The 14309-nt window shown below is 64.9% G+C and carries 12 protein-coding genes; 1 reads left to right on the forward strand and 11 read right to left on the reverse strand.

What is annotated here, in order from left to right:
* Nucleotides 1-64: 64 nt before the first annotated feature.
* The 4 genes from M3G03_RS05855 to M3G03_RS05870 form a co-directional block, all read right to left on the reverse strand.
* Complete coding sequence (locus tag M3G03_RS05855; RefSeq protein WP_259808748.1) at nucleotides 65-940, reverse strand: universal stress protein; 876 nt, start codon at nucleotides 938-940, stop codon at nucleotides 65-67.
* Nucleotides 941-943: 3 nt separating this feature from the next.
* Entirely contained in the window at nucleotides 944-1348 is a 405-nt protein-coding gene (locus tag M3G03_RS05860) for a pyridoxamine 5'-phosphate oxidase family protein (protein ID WP_259808749.1), read from the reverse strand.
* A gap of 63 nt (nucleotides 1349-1411) precedes the next feature.
* Nucleotides 1412-2347 carry a YbjN domain-containing protein gene (locus tag M3G03_RS05865; protein ID WP_259808750.1) on the reverse strand — a complete coding sequence of 312 codons (936 nt, stop codon included), beginning with the start codon at nucleotides 2345-2347 and terminating at the stop codon, nucleotides 1412-1414.
* 107 nt (nucleotides 2348-2454) lie between these two features.
* The gene (locus M3G03_RS05870) at nucleotides 2455-3396 is read right to left on the reverse strand and encodes an AEC family transporter (RefSeq protein ID WP_259808751.1); all 942 of its coding nucleotides are present in this window, start codon (nucleotides 3394-3396) and stop codon (nucleotides 2455-2457) included.
* A gap of 126 nt (nucleotides 3397-3522) precedes the next feature.
* Between M3G03_RS05870 and M3G03_RS05875 the strand changes: the two genes are divergently transcribed.
* Complete coding sequence (locus M3G03_RS05875) at nucleotides 3523-3840, forward strand: DUF2853 family protein (RefSeq protein ID WP_259808752.1); 318 nt, start codon at nucleotides 3523-3525, stop codon at nucleotides 3838-3840.
* A 126-nt stretch (nucleotides 3841-3966) separates the two neighbouring features.
* On the opposite strand, the gene M3G03_RS05880 is transcribed toward M3G03_RS05875, so the two are convergent.
* The 7 genes from M3G03_RS05880 to M3G03_RS05910 form a co-directional block, all read right to left on the reverse strand.
* The gene (locus tag M3G03_RS05880; protein ID WP_259808753.1) at nucleotides 3967-6267 is read right to left on the reverse strand and encodes an AAA family ATPase; all 2301 of its coding nucleotides are present in this window, start codon (nucleotides 6265-6267) and stop codon (nucleotides 3967-3969) included.
* A gap of 74 nt (nucleotides 6268-6341) precedes the next feature.
* Nucleotides 6342-6806: a hypothetical protein gene (locus M3G03_RS05885; protein ID WP_259808754.1), complete on the reverse strand. Its 465-nt coding sequence runs from the start codon at nucleotides 6804-6806 to the stop codon at nucleotides 6342-6344.
* Nucleotides 6807-6885: 79 nt separating this feature from the next.
* Nucleotides 6886-7278 (reverse strand): hypothetical protein, encoded by a 393-nt coding sequence (locus tag M3G03_RS05890; RefSeq protein ID WP_259808755.1) that lies wholly within the window; start codon nucleotides 7276-7278, stop codon nucleotides 6886-6888.
* Nucleotides 7279-7431: 153 nt separating this feature from the next.
* On the reverse strand, nucleotides 7432-8622 hold the full coding sequence (locus M3G03_RS05895) for a hypothetical protein (protein WP_259808756.1): 1191 nt from the start codon (nucleotides 8620-8622) through the stop codon (nucleotides 7432-7434).
* A 2-nt stretch (nucleotides 8623-8624) separates the two neighbouring features.
* Nucleotides 8625-11648 (reverse strand): type I restriction endonuclease subunit R, encoded by a 3024-nt coding sequence (locus tag M3G03_RS05900; RefSeq protein WP_259808757.1) that lies wholly within the window; start codon nucleotides 11646-11648, stop codon nucleotides 8625-8627.
* Nucleotides 11645-12757, reverse strand: coding sequence for a hypothetical protein (locus tag M3G03_RS05905; protein ID WP_259808758.1), 1113 nt, complete (start codon nucleotides 12755-12757; stop codon nucleotides 11645-11647). Before M3G03_RS05905 ends, M3G03_RS05900 begins: the two co-directional genes overlap by 4 nt.
* Nucleotides 12758-12789: 32 nt before the next feature.
* Nucleotides 12790-14280 (reverse strand): class I SAM-dependent DNA methyltransferase, encoded by a 1491-nt coding sequence (locus M3G03_RS05910; protein ID WP_259808759.1) that lies wholly within the window; start codon nucleotides 14278-14280, stop codon nucleotides 12790-12792.
* Nucleotides 14281-14309 lie beyond the last annotated feature (29 nt).

A 14309-nucleotide genomic window follows, 5' to 3' on the forward strand; every position in this document is an offset into this window, starting at 1 on the left:
GTCGTTGGGGCAAGGACCCACCCCGGGGTCCTTCCGACCGGCGCCTTGCTTTTGACGAAGGAGGTCAGGCGGAGTGCACGATCATCAGGGGCGCCTGCGCGTGGGCCATGACCGCGCGGCTGAGCCCACCGATGGCGATGCCCAAGCCCTTGGGCGGCCTCATTCCGAGCACCAACAGGTCCACATCCCGCGAGAGGTCCACCATGCGATCCACCGGATCGCCGGGGGCCACCAGGATGTGGACCGGGTGGGCAGGATCGGGTCCGATGACGCGAGCGACCATCTCGTCGATGGCTTCCCGACCTGCGGTCAGCAATTCCCGCTGCGCGTCGTCGGTGAGTCGGTAGCCACCGAACATGCCCACCGGTACCGGCGGCTGGATGTGGGTGACCACCAGGGTGGCCTCGCGCACCTGCGCCTCCCGCCAGGCCGCGGCGAGGGTGTGGTCACTGCGGCCATCGCTGTCGACGCCGACGGCGATGCGGCCATGGCGGCGGGTCTCGTGGGGGTTGGACGCGGCCGAGATGACCACAATCGGGCAGCGGGCCACGGCGGCGAGGGAGGCCGAGGTGGAGCCCACGAACATGCGTTCCAAACCGCTCAACCGTCGGCGTCCCACGACCAGGCGCAGGGCCCCCTCACTGGCGTGGGACAGGACGCTGGTGGCGTTGCCGACCATGACGTCAGAGCGGATGCGGTCGGCGGGCAGGCCGAGCGCCTGGGCGGCCGTGACCGCCTCGGCGGTCCACTCGCGGCCGACCTGCTCCATCACGGCAGCGTCCTGCACGACCCCCCAGGCGCCGGCCATCACCGCATCGTCGACGGCATGGACTAGGTGCAGGGTGGCGCCGGTGAGCAGGCACGCGCGGGTGGCGTACTCGACGGCCCGCAGCCCATCGGCGGAGCCGTCAACGCCGGCCACAATCCGTTCCTCAGACATGGATCACACCCCTTCCGGGCGCGAGACTGTGCGTCCACTCACCGATCGCGGACGAATGGCCAGCGCAAGGCTCCGCTCACCCGAGGCCCACGGCCGTAGCCCAGCGGCGAGCTCGGGCTCACAGTTCTCGACACGACCCTCGACGACGAGACTCCACCCCACGCCGGTCTCGATGTCGAGGTCATCAAGCTCGAAGACGACGTCCTGACCGATGAGATTCGCCAATGAGGAGGCGGGCGAGGTGCGGAAGACAATCCGCCCCTCGATCCAGGCGTAGGTGATGGGCAGCACCATGAGGCGGGGTCCGGTGAACGCGATCCGACCGATCACACCCTCGTGGAGGAGGGCGTAGCACTCCGACTCCTCCAGCACTCCGAATGCGCCGGGATCCGTGCTCTCGCTGGTCATCATCAACCCTCCGTCGGTGGTCCCCCCAGTCTATGCACGCGCGTTCGGAACGGGCACCGGGGATCAGGCCGGGTCGCTGAACGTGGTGCGTCCCCGCAGCTTCTCGGCCAGGAGCTCGTCAATCTCGTCGACCAGTCGATTGAAGTCCTCCACGGCCTGGTGGAGGTGGGCGGGCACGAAGGGCTTGGCCGGCAGCGATGTGCTGACCAGGACCCGGTCGCGGTGGAGGGCGAATCGCCCGCGCCGTGCCTCCACGTTCAGGTCGTTCAGCACCTCTGTCGCGCGGGACCGGCCCTCCACGTCGTGCACGATCGGGGAGAACAGGACCACCTCGTCGGCCTGCGGGCTGGTGCGCACGAAGACCATGCCCGAGCCGACACGAATGGTGATGTCACCATCAGCATCGCGGACCGGTGGATGGCCGTAGAGGTGGCTGAACTCCTCGGCGACCAGTTCGTCGAGGTGGGCGCGGTCGCGCGGCATCACGGCGACCAGTTCACGGCCCGACAGCGGGGTCGGCGACACGGCCGCGCTGGTTTCGCCGGCGGTCGGGTCGTCAGCAGCGCCCTCGAGGGTGAGCACTTCGGCCAGCTGGTCGGGGGCCAGGAAGACAGGATGCTGGACGCCCACGATGTTCCACAGCGTGTCGGTGGCCAGCGCGGCCAAGGTCGGGGCGTCCTCCTGGTCGGCGATTCGCCAGAAGCACTCGGTGCCCGGGCGTGGACGCTCCCAGCCAGCGCCCACCAGCGCCTCGCACTCCCTGTCGGTGAACAGCCTGTGTCGCTGACCGGAGGTGCAGGGGCAGGCTTCCATCATGACCCGATCAGGCTCCCCCTCGAGGTGGGTGAACCTGATGAAGGGTGCGGGCTCGGTGCTGCTGGTGCCGAGGGTCAGGCTGTCCCCGTCGTCGATGACGGAGACCACCTCGGCCAGGCGGTCGGTGAACTCCTCCCAGGCGCTGGCAATGCTGCGGTCGATGTCGAACTCGGGACTGTCCATCAGGCGGCCACCTCCACCCTCACCCAACCACAACGGCCGGTCTCCCTCAAGGACGCGGCACGGTCGGCGCTGAGGTGGGTGCCAGAGGTGGGTGTCAGAGGTGGGTGTCAGTGCACCAGCGCAGAGAACAACGCCACGGTGGGTAGCGAGGCGATGGTGGTGATGAAGACGGCGTCCCTGACCAGGACCACGCCACGGCCGTAGCGGGAGGCCCAGACGAAGACGTTCTGCGCGGTGGGCAGCCCGGCCAGCACCACCACCGCAAGGGTCGTGGGACCGGGCAGCTGGAAGGCAACCGCCAGACCCCAGGCGATCAGTGGGTGGACCAGCAGCTTGATGCCCACCGCCAGCGCGGTCTGCGGCGCATCAGGTCCCTTGCCCGGCAGTGGCCCGGTACGCAGTGACATGCCGAAGGCCAACAGCATGCCGGGGATCGAGAGGGCGGCCAGGAGTTCCAGGGGAGGGGACAGGACGGTCGGCACCCGCAGACCCAGCACGTTGACCACCAGCCCCGCCAGTGTCCCCACCGTCATGGGGTTCCGGAACGGGAGGGACACATAGGCCCACGGGCTGCGGGAGGCCGGGGCGCCGCTGTTCAGGTCGGCGTCCAGGAGACTGAGTGCCAGCGGCTGCAGGACACCCACCTGCAGCAGGAGGACCGGGGCCACCCAGCTCGCGTCCTTGAGGACGAAGGCGGCGATCGGCAGGCCCAGGTTGGCAGCGTTCACGTAGCAGGCGCAGGCAGTCCCCAGCACCAGCTCTGGGCGTCCGAGGGATTGACTCGCGCGCAGGAGCGTGGACGCCAGGAGGAGGTGGAGAAGTCCGGCGGAGCAGGTCGCCAGCACGGTGACGATCACGTTCTCGGAAAAGACACGGCCAAGGTCTGCCTTCGCGAGCATCAGGAAGAGCAGGGCTGGGGACCCGACGAAGAAGCTCACGCGGGAGAGGGTGTCCTGGGCGCGTTCGTCGAGGATGCGCCGGTCGGCGAGCACCCAGCCGACCCCGATGACCATCCAGATGGTCGCGAAGCCGTTGAGTACATCCCGCACCGGGCCAGCATAGGCGGCGGGGCCCCTGACAGCGTTTCACCACCCTTCCAGCCGCAGGTGGTGGGCTCTAGGCTTGGCCGTACAGGGTTCGGCACAGGGCCGGATCCGCAGGTGAAAGGGTGATCCATGGCTGATCACGCAGCGGCCATCAAGAAGTACGCTCCACAGGCTGACGACGACGTCATCGCCTCCATGCTTCGCACCTATGCTCTGGTGCTCTCCAAGCCCGACTCGGCCGTGGTGGCCCTCGGGGACGCGACCGAACGCGAGACCGTGAAGACCAACTTCCTGAAGAAGAAGCTGGGCATCACCGACGAGGCCGCCATGGATGCGGCCCTCGCCGAGGTTGACGCTGCCATGAAGGGTGACCGCCACAAGTCACGGGTGGCCGTCTACTACCTGCTCGCAGAGAAGTTCAACAAGCTGGACGTGTTCGGCAAGTGATCGACTGACCGCCTGTTCGCCCTACGGCAGAGGCCGCCGCCCCGAGGGGACGGCGGCCTCTGTGTTGCTCGGGGCCGATCAGCTGCCAGTTCTCATCCAGTTGTCGTTCCAGTTCTCACTTGCCTGTCACTGCGCTTGGACTGAGTTGGTCACACCGTAGACGAGGGTGTCCAGTGCGTCGCGGAACGCTTGGGGGTCAGCGAGCAGGGCACGTGGCTCGTCGGACAGCTTGAGGTCCCGGCTGATCCTGCGCATAGCGTCCAGCACGCTGTCGGCCTCTGCTGCGTCACGTGGGAGTTGCGCTTCGATGCCCTCCAGCAGCGCGGTGGCTTCGTTCTTGCGGATGGCGTTCGGGTGGTCCCGCACGAAGTTCTTGCGAAGCCGTTTGAGGATGGTCGAAATCTTCGCGTGGGCGTGGTCGCGCATGGCCTCGCGCTGCTTCTGTTCGATCACTGCCAGGAGCGGTCGGAAGTTCTCGTACAACTCGCTCTGGATCTTCTTGGTTGCCTCCTTGTCCAGAGCGAGGTCGATGACGCTTCGCGCGAAGGCGACCTTGTCGAGCCCCAACGGTCGCGTGAGCCCGGCGCTCGTGCTGGCATCTTTCGATGCGGCCTGCAGCCGTTTGAACAGCTTCTGCCCCGCCTCGGCTTTGACGGGCTTCCATGCTGCACAGAACTTCTCTGCGTCCTGTCGTGAGAGGACGGTCTTTGCGAGTTGCTGGACGGCGTCGTTGGCGAGGGAGATGGGGATGAGGTCTTCCAGTTCCTCGATCCCTTCTCGGTCGTCACCTTCGTCGGTCGCGGCGACGGTGAACACGAGAGAGTCGGGCAGGAGTCCCTCCATGTCGCGGATCGCCTCGGCTGCATCCAGTCCGTCCTTGTCGTTGTCGACGAGGACGAGGACGGCGGGTTTGTCCTCATCGCGGCCTCGTGCGAGGTAGGCCATGTAAGGAACGTTCCCTGACCCGCCGCAGGGGACGAGGGTGAGCGTGTTCAGGTCGAGAGCGTTGCCGTTGGGCGCGATCTTGCGGGCGACGGAGCTTGCGCCTGCGAGGAGGACCGGGTCGGCTTGGCCCTCCACCAGCAGGTTGCAGGCGCTGATGAACGTCGTTTCTGCGACGAACCCACCCAGAGCGGTACGCAGTGGCTCGTAGTGGTTACGTCCTGCGTTCTTGACTACCCGCGTGCCTTCCTCGCCCTCGCCTTTCTCCAACACGCGGATGCGCTCGGCGTGATTCTTGTCGATCAGGAACGGTGAATGGGTCACGTAGACGACCTGCACGGGGTCGCTGTCGTCTTCTGGGTGAGCGAATGCCTCGAAGATGCGCAGGAGGTCTTGTTGGCCCGAGTTGGACAGGAACGCGTCTGGCTCGTCCATGAGCAGCAGCAAACCCTCCTCGTCCGGGTCGTGGGACAGGTACTGGACGAAGTAGCTGAGGAAGTACTTCAGCCCTTGGCTTCGTTCCTTGAACGTGTAGTCGCTTCCGGTGCGGTCGCGGATCGTGAACACGAGATCGAAGTCCCGCAGGCGCAGACGGAGGGCGAAGTCCGTGTCTTGTGTCCACCAGCGCTTGAAGTTCAGGGAATCCGCGAGCTTCTGGTTCATCTTGTCCACCAGCGCCTCGGCGTAACCCTCTGAGGTGTGGACCGCGGTCTTCAGTTCCGCGAACTCGCCTTCGGTGATCCCAGCCACGTCCGTGAGCAGGCGGCGGGCGAGTTCCCACTGCCCGAGCAGTTCGTCGTCGGGGTTCTCATCTGGCCCGTCGTAGGTTGGGCGGTTCGCCCCGGAGGCCGCCGCTTCCAGCGATTCGGGGTGTTCACGGACCCAACGCATACGGTCCAGCCATGCCGGCCGGGTGCGGCTCTTGCTGTTCTGCTCCCCAGCGAGGTAGGCGATCTCGATGCTGTCCGGCAAGGGGATGCGAGCGTCGATGCGGAACGACTTCGGCAGCACAACGGTAGAGGGCAACGCCTCCAACTCTTCGCTCTCATCACCCACGTAGACAACCACCCGGTCATGGAAGCGGAACAAATGGAACGACTCGAAGTCAGCCAGTTCCCAGTCTTTGATGCCTGCGACGGCGGCACGTTCCTCATCGGTCAGGTCTACGAACTCGCCCCCGAACTCGGGCAGGTCGGGTGCGTCGTCCTCGTTGAACTCAGTGGAGTACCGGCAGAAGTCCTCCTTACCAGCACCTTCGCCCGTCAGTAGCGCTTCGATCGCGTACAACAACTGGCTCTTTCCGGCCTCGTTCGCGCCGACCACCGTTGTCACGTCGGACTCCAGAGGGATACGCACGAACGGGAAGAACTTGCTGTCCTCCCCCAGTTCGTCCCACGCGTCCGGCTCCGCCCCGTCGCGGCTCTTGCGCAGGTAGTCGAAGTTGAAGGACCGGAAGAACCGGATGTACAGCGTCTTGAGTCTCATGTTCCGCCTATCTCGTCAGCCACGTTTGGTCGGCTGAGATCAGGCTATCGACTCGCCCTGACAAACCTGCCTGGCTACTCCTTCAGGCCGTCGCTGTCGTCGTCGTCATCCAGCGGGCGGAGCATGTCCAGGTACTCGTCGTCGGTCATGTCCGGTGCCCACACGTCACCGGACACGTGATGCAGCCACTGGTCACGCTCCTGCCAGTCCAGCCCGTGCGGGGAGTCCAGCTCCCGCAGCGCGTCGAAGTCGGCGGGCACGTACGTGGTTGAGTCGTCCGTGTCTGCGGGGTTCCATTCGTGCGCAGCCCACCACTCCTCCAACGACACCCCAGCCGGGATGGTGAGGTGAGTCCCATCCGCGATCAGATGCCTGTTCCCCGCGCCGTCCGTCCATGTCGTGGTCGGCTGCGTCTCGGGGCAGGTCGCGCATTGCTCCCACCGCACCATGTCCCCCGTGGCGCGGTTCCCGAGGGTGATGATCTCGTGGACATGCCCGCCGCTTGGGGCGGCTTCCACCGGGGTGTCATGTCCGAGCACCAGTCGACCATAGCGTCCTAGATATAGGACGGCACCATTCCCATGCGGCGTCCAGCTGTGCTGAGTCGAACGGAGCGATTCACTCGGTCGCTGCGCGTTTGGCCGCGCATACGCTACGGCTGATCTCCTCGGCTCGGGCTTCGGTAACGAGACTGGAACACAACACACGCTCGTCGCCAGTGTCGGTCACGATAACTAGCATCGTCCCGGTGCGTGCTTGTGCTGGGTCGCGAACCAGTCGAGCGCCGCGCACCGATGTCCACGGGATACGTCGGGTTCCGAAGCGCTGCAGCACGAGAGCATCTCCATCGGCCCACACGCCCGAGTACCAAAGGCTGAGGCCCACCCGTACGGCAACCACACCAACGGTCACGGGAATGGCGACCAGCGGAAACACAACCAGAGGCAGTTCCCCCACGATCACGCTCGCCAGCAACCCGAAGGTGAAGAACCCCGTCACGGCCACAGACATGAGCGTCCACACGACCGCGAACACGCGGACGATGGCAGGGGGCCGTTACAGCTCGGTCACGATCGGGACACTGTCACGGGGAGCATGACGTTTCCCTAACGCCCAGCAGTAGGAAGGGTCCGAGCGAGAGGGACCGTCCTACGATTCTGGCTGCTACTTCTTGTGCATAGCGCTCCACGCGACCAGGCCCACTGCGATCGTCAAAGCACGGACAGCGTTGGCTTTCGTGAACTTCTGTGGCGCGGCCGCGTGGATTGTCCCGTTTCTGGAGTAGAGCGGTGAGTTGTTCGGTGTCTGGTACGCAGCAGCGAGCGGGGCGTGGACCCCGGACTCGAAAAGGTCGTCCAGGCTGTCGCTATCGAGCAGATCCTTCTCGTCCTTCACCAGCGTCTTAGCGTAGGTCACCGCTTTGCCGGCCTTGCCTGCGGCTTGGCTTATGGCCGTGTCCCACACGGCTGTGCTGAGCGCTTGGCTCGCAGCGGGATAGCCGCCACGGAGCGCCGCGACAGCCTCCATGAGTAACGTCGCCAGCCCGGTCAGTGCGGGCTTGGTCTCGATGACTTTCCCGAGCACGCCCTCGAAGTAGGCCCAGTCCGGTTCAGCGAACCCTGCTAGCAGCTCGTCCACTTTCTGTTGGTCGGTGTCGGCGGCGAGCACTTCACGGACGCGTTCGGGTGAGAGCGCATAGAAGACACCAAGCTTGTGCGGGACAGCTAGGAGCGCGAGTTTGAGCAGGTCGGTGACGCTCAGTCCGCGGACGTTCTCTGGGACCCGTCGTTCGATGTTCTCCCGCAGACGGGAGATCAGGTCTGGGTCAACCTGTAGCGACTGTTGCAGCCGCTCAACGATGCGTCTGACGTTCTCATCAAGGTCCGGCTTCGTTGCCGCGAGGATTCCCTTGGCGAGTTGCGCATAACTCTCCGACAGGTCCTTGTTCAGCTTCGCGAACGACGCGTCGAATGTCAGGCGAGGGAGGCGCTGGTACACGTCCAACGCGGGGAACCCACGCGCGGCCTGCCGGGCGATCTCGGCGTATCTGTCGTTCATGGTCGGCATGTTCTGCAGGATGCGCCGGATCTCGGCCTGCGGGAACGCGCTGGCCCGGGCTGCCATGTCTTGGATGGCGCGGAGCTGCGCCGGAGGTATGCCTGACGGGTTTCGCCGTTTCGGTTCCGGGGCTACGTCGCCCTGGTCGTTCTTCGACCCATCCCCGCGGGTCTTCTCGCCTTCCGCGTCGGCATCGTCAGACGTTGCGAAAGCGTCAGATTCGTCCTTACCGTCACTCGGCACGGGCGACTCCTCGCCTTCCAGGTTCTCCCCGTTGGCGCCGTCAGCGTCGTTCATGGTCAGTAGTTCTCTCTGACGTACGCGTAGGCGTGGTCGAACAGGTCGCCTGTGAGCGGGAGGGCGTACTTCTTCAGGACGGAGCGGAGTTCCTTGCGGACGGTCCGGTCCCCGGACTGGTTCTCCGCCCACCCGGAGTAGGAAACCTGTTTGACGATGGTGTCAATGTCGTGCACCACATCATCGACGACGACGGGGGTGCCGTCTGGTTTGTATTCGTTCACGATCTGGGTGAGCGCGCCAATGTTCGGGTCAAGCAGATGCGCCGCCTGGTCCAGTTGACCGTCCGCTTCCAACCGCTCAGCCTTCACCGCCGTTTTCGCTACGTCGAGGGCCTTTTTCAGGAACTCGACGCTGTCGGCGGCGGACTGCACGGCCTGCTGGCGGAGCTTTTCGATCTGTTCTGCGAGGGTGCCGTAGACGGGGTGCCCGTTGGAGGCGTGGAGGCGTTTCTTGATGCGCGCGTCGATCGTGTCCAGCACCTCGTCCAGCGTGATCGGCTGCTTCGCGTAGTCCCGGTCGGGGTCAAGGTCAAGGGTGCCTTGCTCAGCGAGTTTGCGGAGCGCGTCGATGCTGTCCGGGTCAACGATCACTTCCTCCAGCCCGGTGCCGGTGACGGCGACGTTGGTGATGTGCCCGTGCACGAGCGCGAGTGTTTTCGCGCCCAACCTGTGCCAAAGCAACGCGTCGGAGACCTTCGACGGGCGGGACGCCTCATAGACTTGGGCGAGCCATTTGTAGTCGGCCTCGTGCGGTTTCAGGTCGTCATGGGGCCACAGGAACTCCCACAGGGTTTGCACGGCGGTGAACTCGCGTGCGTACGCGTCCCGCTGAGTTGTGTCTTTCACGCGTTCAAGCGCGGCGGACAGCGCGTCGTAGGAATGGTCGGTCCGGTCGATCCCGTCGAACCGGGCCAGACACGCGGCGAGTTTCGTGGTGAACTCCGCTGCGAGGGTGTTCACGTCCACGGGTCGTTTCCCGCCCGCTTCCGGGTCCGCGGCCTTCAACGCTTGCGCGATCTGGTTGCCCACACCGATGTAGTCCACGACCAGGCCGTTGTTCTTCTCCTGCCCCGTGACCGGGTTCGTGTACCTGCGGTTCGTGCGGGTGATCGCTTGGAACAGCGTGTGCCGACGCAACGGCTTATCCAGATACAGGACCTGCTCAATCGGTGCGTCGAACCCGGTGAGCAGTTTCGCGGTCACGACCAGCAGCGTCGGCTCCACTGCGGGTTTGTTGAACCGGGCTTTGATGTCCGCTTCCTGCTGCCGCGTCAACGCATACTTGGCCCACTCGGCAGGGTCGTCCTTCCCGCCCGCGGTCATTACCACCGCTGTCCCGTATGGCAGGCCGCGCTCGCCGATGAGCCGGTTCAGTTCGGTCTCGTACGCGACAACGAGTTCACGGTCGTAGGCGACGACTTGGCCTTTCATGCCGAGCGGGGCGACCTTCGCTTCGTAGTGGTCGAGAATGTCGCCACACACAGCGGCGACCCGGTCCGGGTTGAGCAGGAGCGTTTTCACGTGTGCTGCCCGACCGGCGAGCACGTCGCGTTCCTCGTCGGTGAGGTTCTCCTCGTTCGCGAACTCATCGAACGCTTGGTCGAGCGCGTCCTTGTCCAAATGCCAGTTGATCAGGCGGGTTTCCACATGCACAGGCACGGATGCGCCGTCCACGATGGAACGCTCCATGCTGTACGTGTTCAACACGCTGCCGGGGTCGGCCTCGTGACCGAACAGTTTGAACGTGTTCTTGTCCTTGTCCGAGATAGGCGTACCTGTCAGGCCGAAGAACCGGGCGTTCGGGAGAGCGGCCCGCATGAGATCCCCGAGCTGGCCTTCTTGGGTGCGGTGCGCCTCGTCAACCATGACGATGATGTTGTCCCGGTCGTTCAGGACACCGGCGTCCTCGAACCGGAAGATCGTGGTCACCACAATCCCGCGTTTGTCGTCGGTGAGCGCTTTCGTGAGCTCCGCCTTCGACCCCGCGACCGTGAGCCGGGGCAGGCCCACGGTGCGGAACTGCCGCTCCACCTGCTCGACCAAGTCGAGCCGGTCGAGCACGACCAGCACGGTCGGCCCGCCCACGTTGTCGTCGTTGAGGAGCATGAGCGCCGCGAACCCCATGAGCAGGGTCTTACCCGTGCCCTGGTAGTGCCAGATGAGGCCCTTCTGGCCCCCGTCGAGCACGCGCTGGTGGATCGCCTCCGCGGCCTCCACTTGCGGGTACCTGGGGATGAGCTTGCGCTTCCCACCGTCCGGGGTTGCCTCAAACAGCGTGAAGTCCCGCAGGATCGACAACACCCGCGCTGGCGTCAACAGCAACTCCACGGAGCGTCTGACCCGCGGCATCCCGTCCAAGTAGTACGGGTCCTGTGTGGACCCCCACATGAGCCAATGCTCGCCCGGTTGCCCGACCGCGCCGTAATGGAACTCCTTCCCGTCCGTCGCCGCGCACAGCACGTTCGGAGCGAAGAACGTCGGCCCCTCCACGCTGTACACGTTCGCAATGTCCCGTGCCCCGTTCAACCACGACACCGACGAGTTCACCGGGGTCTTCGTCTCGATCACGACCAGCGGGATGCCGTTCACCCACAACACCACGTCATAGCGACGCTCCCGACCGGGCGGCCCGAACGTCACCTCATCGGAGACCACAAAGTCGTTCTCGCCCAGCTTCTCGAAGTCGATCAGCCGCAACGGAACGTACTTGTCCGTGCCGACGTACTTGACCGTGTGATCCCCACGCAACAGGGTCACCATCGCCTCGTTCGCAGGCACCAGCCCATCCGTCGCCGCCGCGAGCACCCGTGCGCGGATCTCCGGCAGCACCTCATCCACACGTTCGGGGAACCCGTGCAGGTCGTTGTTCAGGACCTCCAACGCTTCAATGAGCGTGTCCTCCACGATCACGTCCGTGCGCTCACGAGCGAGCTTGTCCCCCGGCACGTACGTCCACCCCAGCTCAACCAGCCGCTCCACAAGCCACGCCTGCACGGTGCGTACCTCTGAGAATCCCTTGCTCATGCTGCTCCTTGGTCGGTTCCCCATCCGGGCGCCAGAGTCGCGCTGACGATGGCCTCTCTAACGCGGCCCAGCGCCTCACGTTCTGCAAACAGAGCGCGCGCGTGCTGACGCGTTGCCGCCAGGGCGCCCTCAAGAACGTCGCCTGCCGTCAGCCATGAGGGCATTGACATGCTTCCAACGAGCTTGAGATTCAGGGAAGGAACCGCGCCGGATTGCACGTAGTCACTGAGGTATAGAACCTCCAAGCAGGCCAACAACTCCTCCGGTGAGACGCCGGGGCGAGGTGTAACCACGATGTGGTTCTCGTCCACCGCCGCGTCAACGTCGAGGATGCGTTTTTTCTCCGTGAGCACCGCAGCCCCGACGCGGGGAAAGACAACCGAGCCGAGCGGGGCTACACGCCCGCCGAGCCGAACAATCTCCGTGGAATCCAGTTGAGTGGCGGCAGCGGTGTACCCGAACAAGTTCTTGGCCGTGGTCATGTCCGCAATCTTGAACCAAGATACCGAGCCGGTGCGGCGCCCTTGCACAGCCTTTGGGAGACTCTTGCCCTGCGTGACGGATGCCAAGGAGCCGAGCGGTATCCGGTCGCACCCCGCCGATTGGGATGCTACGAGCGACCTGCGGAGTTTGGCTAAGTGACTGCTCTCGTCAGACAGGGTGGCTTGGTGCTCACTCACAGCGTCCAGGCGAGCACCGAGCTTCGCGATTTCCTCGGTCTCAGGCGCTCGCAGACGGATCGTGAGAATGTCGCGTGCAGCAGTGCGGGGCATCCTGCTGCCTGTGCTGACCGCCACCGCGTGCTGGATTACATGGTCCGAGCTGAGCAGGGTGTGCAGGAAGCGGCTGGAAACGCCCTGTCGAGGTCGAAACACCAGAATCTCGGGAGAACAGAACCCCGCCCTGTCGGCAACTGCCACCTTGCGCAGGTAGGGCCTCAGCCGCCCGAACAGCACGTCGCCAGCCTCGAAGGGAACGACGGTCCCCGTTGTGTCGCGCGCCTCGCCCCAGGCCGCGGGAACGTCCAACTTGGACGCCAGGTGCTCCAAGCCCAGATACGGCGCGTCGGTCGGAGGATCGGACCGTTTCGCTGAGACGAGTTCAGCCATGTCTGCGATCGAGACGGCTTCGCTTGCACAGCTCATTTCGTCCCGTACGCGCTCAGGACGGCCTGAAGGTGGGCGTCTGTGTCGACACGGACTTCACGAGCGATCGAGTATTCGGCAAGCGCCTCCTCCACCGATGGGACTTCATCTTCCGCTCTCTCCAAGTACCGTCCAGGGTTGAGGTCGCAACCATTCGCCAGAATCTCCGCTAACGGAACAACGCGACTTCGAACCTGTTGCGCCTCCCCACGTTGTCCGAACGCTTTCAGCACGTCGTCGACGTTCTGGTCGGACAGTTGGTTCTGGTTCCTGCCCCTTTCGTACAGCGATGCGGCATCAACGAACAGGACGTGACCAGCGTCCTCCGTCGATTTATCGGCGCGGAACAGCAGAAGGCAGGCGGGGATCGTCGTTGAGTAGAAGAGGTTGGGCGCCAGGACGATTACCGCTTCCAACATGTCCTGCTTCACGATGCAGGTGCGTATGGCAGCCTCCGCTTGGCGGAAGAGCACGCCGTGCGGCATCACCACGCCCACTCGACCGCGGTCTCGCGACGTTGACGCCAGCATGTGCTGAATCCACGCCCAGTCACCAAAGCCTGCGGGTGGTACCCCGCAGAACGCACGAGGGTCCGACGCCCATGTCTCGTGACCCCAGTTCGTGAGGGAAAAGGGCGGGTTGGCGATGACCACATCGAACTGGCTGAGCGACCCGTCAGGGTTGCGGAGCGCGGGTTGGCGGAGGGTGTCGCCGCGGGCGATTTTGAAGTCCTCAATGTCGTGCAGGAACAGGTTCATGCGCGCGATCGCGGACGTGGTGAGGTTCACCTCTTGCCCGTACAGGCGCAGCGTGCGGGTGTCCCCGCCGTCCTCACGGACGGTGTTGATCGTCTCCACGAGCATCCCGCCGGTCCCGCAGGCGGGGTCGTACACGGACTCGCCGGGTTGCGGGTCAAGCAAGCGGACGAGAAGTTTCACGACCTGGCGTGGGGTGAAGAACTCGCCCGCTTTCACACCGGACTGGTCTGCGAAGTTCTTCAGCAGGTATTCGTAGGCTTGGCCGAGCATGTCGTGGGTGACTTCGTCGGGGTTGAGGACGAGCCCGTCGAACGCGCTGATGAGGTTCACGAGCGCGTGCTCGGGGAGCCGGTCCTTGTTGCCCCAGGATGCGTCTCCGAAGATGCCCGCGAGCGTGTCAGGGTTGGCTTGCTGGATGCGGCCGAGCGCGGTGTTGATCTTCGCGCCAAGGTTGCTGGTCGCTTTGGTCACCTGGTCCCAGTGGGTGCCGTCAGGGACGGTGAAGCGGTGGAAGTCGGCTTCGACTTCGGGGTCCACGTCCGGGCCGTACTCGGCGACTGCTTGGTTGCGTTCCCACGTGTACGTGTCGCTGATCCACTTCCAGAACAGCATGGGGAACACGTAGGTCTTGAAGTCTGCTGGTTCGACCGGCCCGCGGAGCGCGTTCGCTGCGGCCCAGAGCCGTGTTTCGAGCTCGGGCAGGGTGATCGTCATGGTGTTCCCGTTCACGTAGGTCAGGCTATCGACCGTGAACGTAT

The sequence above is a fragment of the Aestuariimicrobium sp. p3-SID1156 genome (assembly GCF_025144225.1).
Taxonomy (GTDB): Bacteria; Actinomycetota; Actinomycetes; order Propionibacteriales; family Propionibacteriaceae; genus Aestuariimicrobium.